This window comes from Quadrisphaera sp. DVD1, from assembly GCF_058932755.1.
Map to the genome: position 1 here is coordinate 1 of NZ_JBZYWI010000167.1, position 6,337 is coordinate 6,337.

The 6,337-nt window shown below is 77.8% G+C and carries 7 protein-coding genes; 3 read left to right on the forward strand and 4 right to left on the reverse strand.

All coding sequences use genetic code 11. The annotated features are described in order from the left end of the window. Nucleotides 1–1,005: Lsr2 family DNA-binding protein (locus tag AC5FZL_RS14710; protein WP_493619639.1), on the forward strand; the 1,005-nt coding region annotated here is incomplete at its 5' end. Between the two features lie 25 nt (nt 1,006–1,030). On the opposite strand, the gene AC5FZL_RS14715 is transcribed toward AC5FZL_RS14710, so the two are convergent. Continuing rightward, nucleotides 1,031–3,307 (reverse strand): SpoIIE family protein phosphatase, encoded by a 2,277-nt coding sequence (locus tag AC5FZL_RS14715; RefSeq protein ID WP_493619640.1) that lies wholly within the window; start codon nt 3,305–3,307, stop codon nt 1,031–1,033. After that, on the reverse strand, nt 3,304–3,672 hold the full coding sequence (locus tag AC5FZL_RS14720) for an STAS domain-containing protein (protein ID WP_493619641.1): 369 nt from the start codon (nt 3,670–3,672) through the stop codon (nt 3,304–3,306). Before AC5FZL_RS14720 ends, AC5FZL_RS14715 begins: the two co-directional genes overlap by 4 nt. Nucleotides 3,673–3,750: 78 nt before the next feature. Here AC5FZL_RS14720 and AC5FZL_RS14725 point away from each other — a divergent pair, with 78 nt between their 5' ends. After that, nucleotides 3,751–4,176, forward strand: a complete 426-nt coding sequence (locus AC5FZL_RS14725; RefSeq protein WP_493619642.1) for an ATP-binding protein — start codon at nt 3,751–3,753, stop codon at nt 4,174–4,176. 21 nt (nt 4,177–4,197) lie between these two features. On the opposite strand, the gene AC5FZL_RS14730 is transcribed toward AC5FZL_RS14725, so the two are convergent. Both AC5FZL_RS14730 and AC5FZL_RS14735 read right to left on the reverse strand, forming a co-directional pair. Further along, complete coding sequence (locus AC5FZL_RS14730) at nt 4,198–4,635, reverse strand: OsmC family peroxiredoxin (protein ID WP_493619643.1); 438 nt, start codon at nt 4,633–4,635, stop codon at nt 4,198–4,200. Nucleotides 4,636–4,724: 89 nt separating this feature from the next. Beyond that, nucleotides 4,725–5,390, reverse strand: coding sequence for a nitroreductase family protein (locus tag AC5FZL_RS14735; protein WP_493619644.1), 666 nt, complete (start codon nt 5,388–5,390; stop codon nt 4,725–4,727). 182 nt (nt 5,391–5,572) lie between these two features. Between AC5FZL_RS14735 and AC5FZL_RS14740 the strand changes: the two genes are divergently transcribed. Then, on the forward strand, nt 5,573–6,286 hold the full coding sequence (locus AC5FZL_RS14740) for a hypothetical protein (RefSeq protein WP_493619645.1): 714 nt from the start codon (nt 5,573–5,575) through the stop codon (nt 6,284–6,286). The last annotated feature ends 51 nt before the right edge of the window (nt 6,287–6,337 follow it).

The window sequence follows — 6,337 nt, forward strand, 5'->3', positions numbered from 1 at the left end:
CCCGGGGCCGGGCGGGGACCCGGCTCGGCCACGGGGTACGTCGAGCTGCTGGCCGGCGTCCTGGACGAGGGGGTCCCCACGGACGTGGAGGCCCACGCCCTGCGCGAGGTCGCCGAGCTGAGCGGGCTGGACCGGGACCAGGTGCGGGCGCTGCACGGCGCCGTGCTCGCCGAGCTCGCCACCCGCGCCGGTGAGCGCCGCGACCCGGCGCCGGTGGACCGGGCCGAGCTGCTGGCGCTGGCCGCCGTCCTCGGCGTCGGGCCGCAGGAGGCCCGAGCGGCCCTCGAGGCCGCGACGCCGGAGCCGGAGCCGGAGCCGGTCGTGGTGCTGCCGCCGGAGCCGGAGCCGGAGCCGGAGCCGGAGCCGGAGCCGGAGCCGGAGCCGGTCGTGGTGCTGCCGCCGGAGCCGGAGCCGGAGCCGGTCGTGGTGGTGCTGCCGCCCGACCCCGAGCCCGCGGTCGTCGTGCTGCCGCCCGAGCCGCAGCCGCCGCGCGTCGAGGCACGGGTCGAGGCACGGGTCGAGGCGCGGGTCGAGGCACGGGCCGAGGAGCCGCTCGTCGTGCCGGGCGACCGCGTCGTGTTCGCCGTCGGGGACGCCGTCGAGCGGGGCCGGATGCAGCGGCGCGCACGCGCCGTGGGGCTGGTCGTCGCCGAGGTCGTCAACGGCATGACCGACGTCCTCGTCGTCGACGACGCCGGGGCCGCCACCGCCACCGCGAAGGTCACCGCCGCCGCGCGCCTGGGGGTGCGGGAGGTGGGCCCGGAGGAGTTCGTCCAGGTGCTCGACGCCCTGGAGCCGCTCGCGGCCGCCGCGACGGCCGAGCGCGCCAGCGGGCGGGGCGCGGCCACCGCGAGCCCGGGCTCGGCCGGGCTGTGGGCCGCCGCGGTGCGCGCCTGGGCCCGTCAGAACGGCTACCAGGTCGGCGACCGCGGGCGGCTGCCCGCCAAGGTGCTCGAGGCCTACCACGCCGCCCAGGGCGCCGCCGCGGGCGCACCGCGGCGCTGAGGCGGCGCTGAGGGGCCCCGGCCCCTCAGCTCGAGCGGGTGGAGCGGACGGCGAGCACGGTCGTGTCGTCGGCGTGCACCGAGACCGTCCCCACGAGCCGCGAGCACAGGGCGTCGAGGTCGGCGGCCGGCTCCGCCGCGTCGCGCAGGAGCACCTCGAGGCGCTCCTCCCACGAGACCGCGCGGTCCTCCACGAGGCCGTCGCTGTAGAACAGCAGCAGCTCTCCGGGGCCCAGCTCCAGGTGCGTGGTCGTGTAGGTGATCCCCGCCAGCAGCCCGAGCGCGGGGCCGCGGCCCCCGTCGTCCACGAGGGAGGACACGCCCGCGCGCAGCGACACCAGCGGCGGGTGGCCGGCGTTGACGACGTCGACCGCGCCGGTGCCCGGGTCGAGGACGGCGACGACCGCGGTGGCCAGCTCCCCGGGCATCAGGGCGACGACGAGGTCGTTGAGCTGCTGCAGCGCGGCGGCGGCGTCCTCGGTGCCCAGCAGGTACGCGCGCAGGCCGTTGCGCATCTGCGCCGAGATGGCCGAGGCGGCCAGGCCGTGGCCGGCGACGTCGCCGAGGACCACCGCGATGCAGCCGCTGGGCAGCGGGATGAGGTCGTACCAGTCGCCGCCGACGACGTCGTCGCTGTGGGGGGAGTAGCGCACCGCGACGTCGAGCTGCGGCAGGCTCGGCAGCTCGGCCATGAGCAGGGTGCGCTGCAGCGCCGTGGCGAGCCGGCTGGTGCGCTCGACCTGGCGCAGCAGGGTGTCCGAGAGGTGGCGGGCGAGCCCGGTCGCGGCCTCGACCTCGTGGGCCGCCCAGCGCGTCGCCCGCCCGCGCACGGTCTCGCTCCAGGCCTCGAAGGAGTGGCGCGGGCTCAGGCGCAGGCCGCCGCCGCTCTCGACGACGACCTTGCTGCGGTGCGGGTCGCCGCCCCAGGTGACCTCCTCGAGCACCTCCGGGCGGAACCACGCGACGGCGTCCCCGCTCTGGCCGCCGTCGAGGGGCACGGCGAGCACTCCGCTGGCGGTGGCGGCCAGGCCGGCGAGCCCCGGGTCGTCCAGGCCCAGGGAGGCGGTGACGAGCGGCCGCCCGTCGAGCCCGTCGAGGAGCCGCGCGACGTCCGCAGGGGGCGGCGTGGTGCCGAGCAGGCGCAGCTCCCCGTGCAGGCGCAGGGCGGCTCCGCCGCAGGGCACGAGGTCGGCCAGGGTGGTCCCCTCGCGGGTGAGCGCCTCCAGCGGGAGCTCGGGGCGCTCCGCGAGGTGCTCGGTCAGCTGGGCCCGCACCGCGCTGGCGGCGAGCACCTGGTCGGCGGCGTCCCCGCCGATCACCGCCGGCAGCAGCACCGAGGCGGTGCGGCCGAGGAACTCCGCCGCCGAGCGCACCGGCTGGGAGGGGCGGTGCGCACCCGCGTAGTGGTGGCAGGCGATGAGGCCCCACAGCCGCCCCTGCGAGAGCAGGGAGATCGACATCGACGAGCGCACGCCCATGTTCCCCAGGTACTCCAGGTGCACCGGGGAGACGCTGCGGAGCACCGCCAGGGACAGGTCCAGAGGAGCGCCGGTGGCCGGGACGACGGGCGGCACCAGGGGCACCGGCGAGTAGGTCGCGTCGGGGATGATCCGCAGCCACTGCCGCGCGTAGAGGGCGCGGGCCTGGGCGGGGATGTCCGAGGCGGGGTAGTGCAGCCCGAGGAAGGGCTCGAGGCCGTCGCGGTGGTGCTCGGCGACCACCTCGCCGTTCCACTCCTCGTCGAAGCGGTAGACCATCACCCGGTCGTAGCCGGTCAGCTCGGCGACGCTGGTGGTCAGGGCCTCCGCCAGCTCCACGACCGACGCCGCCCCCTGCAGGCGGCGCAGGGCGGTGGGCAGCTGCGCGTGCCAGGACGGCGCCGGGCCGGCGCCCGCGCCCTCGTCGCCCTCGGCCGGCTCGAGCTCGCAGACCACGAGGCCGCCGCTGCGGTGGGCCAGCAGGTCGTGCGCCACCCGCGGGCCGCCGGGCCGCCCCGGGAGCTCCACCCGGGTCGGGCTCGCGGCGGCGTCGTCGTCCCCGGCGGCCACCGCAGCGACCACGGGCAGCGCTGCGGGCAGCAGCTCGGCCAGCGGCGCGCCCACGGCGTCGGCGTCGGCGCCGAGCGCCAGCCCGGCTCCCGCCGAGGCGACGACCACGCGCAGGTCGTCGGGGTCGACGGCGAGGAGGACGCCGTGGGGCTGGATGCTGCCCGGCACCCGGATCGGTTCCACGGCGCACGCCAGCGCCGCGGCCTCCAGCGCCTGCGCGGAGGGCTGCGGCCCCTCGGCGCCGGGAGCCGTCACCGGTTCGCGGCCTCGCCGGCCAGGGCGGTGTCGAGGTCGTCGTGGACGGCCATCACCGCCGCGAGGCCGACGTGCTCGACGACCCGGCGCACGGCGGTCACCGACCGGGGGCTGACGAGCGCCACCCGCACCCCCGCGTCGGCGCCCTCGCGGGCGGCCATGCCGACGGCGCGCGACCCGCTGGAGTCCAGGAAGGTGCACCGGGTCAGGTCCAGCACGAGGGGGAGGCCGTCCGCGGCGGCGCCGGGCAGGACCGTGGCGACGGCCTCCGTCAGCTCCGGTGCGGTGGCGATGTCCAGCTCCCCGACGACGTCGAGGAGCAGCAGCTCCCCTGCGCGGTGGGAGGAGACGGCGAAGCCCTCCACGGTCCTCCTGGGTGTGCGGTCCCTGCTCGATCGGTGGCGTGCCATCATCGCACCTCCTGATCTGCAGAGGAGGACCGCGTGCAGCTGTCGTACGGACTGCGCCTGCCCACGGACCTGCGCTACGTCTCGGTGGTCCGCCGCCTGTGCGTGACCACCCTGGGCGAGCTCGGCGTCGAGCGGGCCAGCATCGACGACATCGCGCTGGCGGTCACCGAGGCCTGCGCGAACGTCGTCAAGCACGCGCGCACGCAGGACGACTTCGAGGTCCGCGTCTCCGTCGACGGCCGCGTCTGCACGATCGAGGTGCTCGACGCCGGCAGCGGCTTCGACCCCGCCCTGGCCGAGCGCCTGGTGCTCGACAGCGACGACCCCCTCACCCACGGCCGCGGGCTCGGGCTCATGCGCATCCTCGTCGACGAGCTGCACTTCGAGCCCGACTCCGGCGGCATGCGCGTGGTCCTCGTCAAGAACCTCGAGCTGGCGCCGGAGTCGGTGCTCATCTGAGCCCGCCCGAGCCGGCCGCCGTCAGTCCAGCGACGCGTCGAGGGTGATCTCGACGCCCGTCAGCGCCTTGCTGACCGGGCACGTCTCCTTGGCCTGGGCCGCGGCGGCGGCGAAGGCGTCGGCGTCCAGCCCCGAGACCTCGCCGCTGACGGTGAGGTGGATGCCGGTGAGGCGGAACCCGCCCGCCGGGTCCGGGCCCAGGCTCACGTCGGCGCGGACCTCGAGCGACTCCGGCGTGCCGCCGGCCTCGGCGATCACCGCCGACAGCTGCATGGCGAAGCAGGAGGAGTGGGCGGCCGCGACGAGCTCCTCGGGGCTCGTGACGCCTCCGGCGTCCTCGGCCGCGCGGCGGGGGAAGGAGACCGTGTAGGTGCCGACGCCGGAGCTGGTGAGCTCGACCTGGCCAGAGCCCTGCTCGAGGGTGCCGTTCCAGGCGGTGCGTGCGGTGCGGGTGGGCATGGTGCCTCCGAGGGGTCGAGGACCGCGGCGGGCCGGGGCGGCCCGCCGCGGCTGAGCCTCGCCGCGGGCGGCCCGCCCCGCAACCCTGCTCAGGCGGCCGACTCGTCCTCGGCCTCGTCGGCGGCCTCGAGCCCGGCGGGGACCAGCAGCAGGTCGGCCAGCGGACGCCGGGTGCGCGGGGCGCCCTCGCGCGCCCGCAGGTCCTCGGGCAGGTCCTCCACGGCGCCGAGGCGGCCCAGGGCCACCACGACCACCGGGTCGGTGCCCTCGGGCAGCGCGTAGACCGCGCGCACGGCGTCGGGGTCGAACCCGCCCATGGTGTGCACGGCCACGCCCTCGGCCGCCGCCTGCACGGTCAGGTGGCCCAGCGCCTGGCCGGCGTCGAAGACCGCCCAGGGCAGCGCCCGGCCGTCCTCGGCGGCGGTGGTGGCGGCCACGACGAGCAGCGCGGACGCCGTGTCGGCCCAGCGCGCGTTGCCCGGGGCCAGGGCCGCGAGCAGGGCGGCGTGCTCGTCCGTGCCGCGCAGGGCCACCGCGAGGCGCCACGGCTGCGTGTTGGCGGCGCTGGGCGACCAGCGCGCCGCCTCGAGCAGGCGGGCGACCACCGCGGGCTCCAGCTCGGCCTCGGGGTCGAACGCGCGGGTGCTCCAGCGGTCGGCGAGCAGCGGGTGGATCCCGGAGGCGGTGGGGGCGGTGAAGGCGGTCGGGGCGGTCGGGGCGGTGGCGGTTGCGGCGGCGGTCGTGGTCGAGGTCATGCAGCCGTCAACCAGTTGCCTGAGGCTCCGCTTCCCGTGGCCCCTCGTGCCCGGCCAGAACCGCCCGACAGGTCGGGCCCGGCGCCCTGGAGCCCGGGACGCCGGGCGGGCCAGCCTCGGTCGTGGCTCCTCCGGGAGCCCCGCCGAGCACCGACCGAGCACCCGACGAAGGAGCACCGCCCATGAACCCCGTCACCTTCCCCGAGCAGGCCGCCGCCGACTACCGCGAGGCCGCCCACCGCGGCCCTGCCGCCCAGGGCGCCCGCCGCCGCGGCTGGGCCTGGGCCGGCCTCGGCGCCGGCCTGGCCGGCGTCGTCGGCATCGGCCTGAGCACGTCCCTCGGGGCCATCTACGACCCGGAGGTCGCCGGCGACGCCGGTGCCATCACCGCAGCCCTGGGCGAGCAGGTGCCGCTGATGGTGGCCTTCCACGTCGTGACGATGCTCGGCGTGGTCCTCCTGCCGGTCTTCGCCGCCGGCCTGCTGCGCCGCCTGGCCGCAGGCTCCCCGGCGGCGAGCCTGGCGCCGCTGGTGGCCGCCGCCGGCCTGGGCCTGGTCGCCGTCGCCGGGCTCATGGGGTCCGCGCTCGACACCGAGTTCCTCTTCGCGGTGCAGGAGCCGTCGTCCGTGGTGCCGGAGGCGGTGGCCGTCTACGGGCACTGGATCGGCACGGTCCCGTGGCTGTGGGTCGGAGCCGGCCTGTCCGGGGTGGCGGTCGCGGTCGCGGCCCTGCGCCACGGCGCGGTCCCGCGCTGGATCGGCTGGACCAGCGCCGTCCTGGGCGCGCTGACCCTCCTGCTCGGCATCTCGCCGCTGCAGTACCTGGCCGGCATGGTCGGCCCGGTGTGGCTGGTCCTGGTCAGCGCGGGCTTCGCGTTCGGCGACCGCCGGGCGTGAGCGCCGCCCCGCCCCGCTCCGGGGACTCCCGGAGCGGGGCCCGGAGCCCCT

Bases quoted from the DNA above. Each gene is read 5' to 3' on its own strand.
- AC5FZL_RS14740 (WP_493619645.1), top strand. From the start codon at position 5,573: ATGAACCCCGTCACCTTCCCCGAGCAGGCCGCCGCCGACTACCGCGAG.
- AC5FZL_RS14730 (WP_493619643.1), bottom strand. From the start codon at position 4,635: ATGCCCACCCGCACCGCACGCACCGCCTGGAACGGCACCCTCGAGCAG.
- AC5FZL_RS14735 (WP_493619644.1), bottom strand. From the start codon at position 5,390: ATGACCTCGACCACGACCGCCGCCGCAACCGCCACCGCCCCGACCGCC.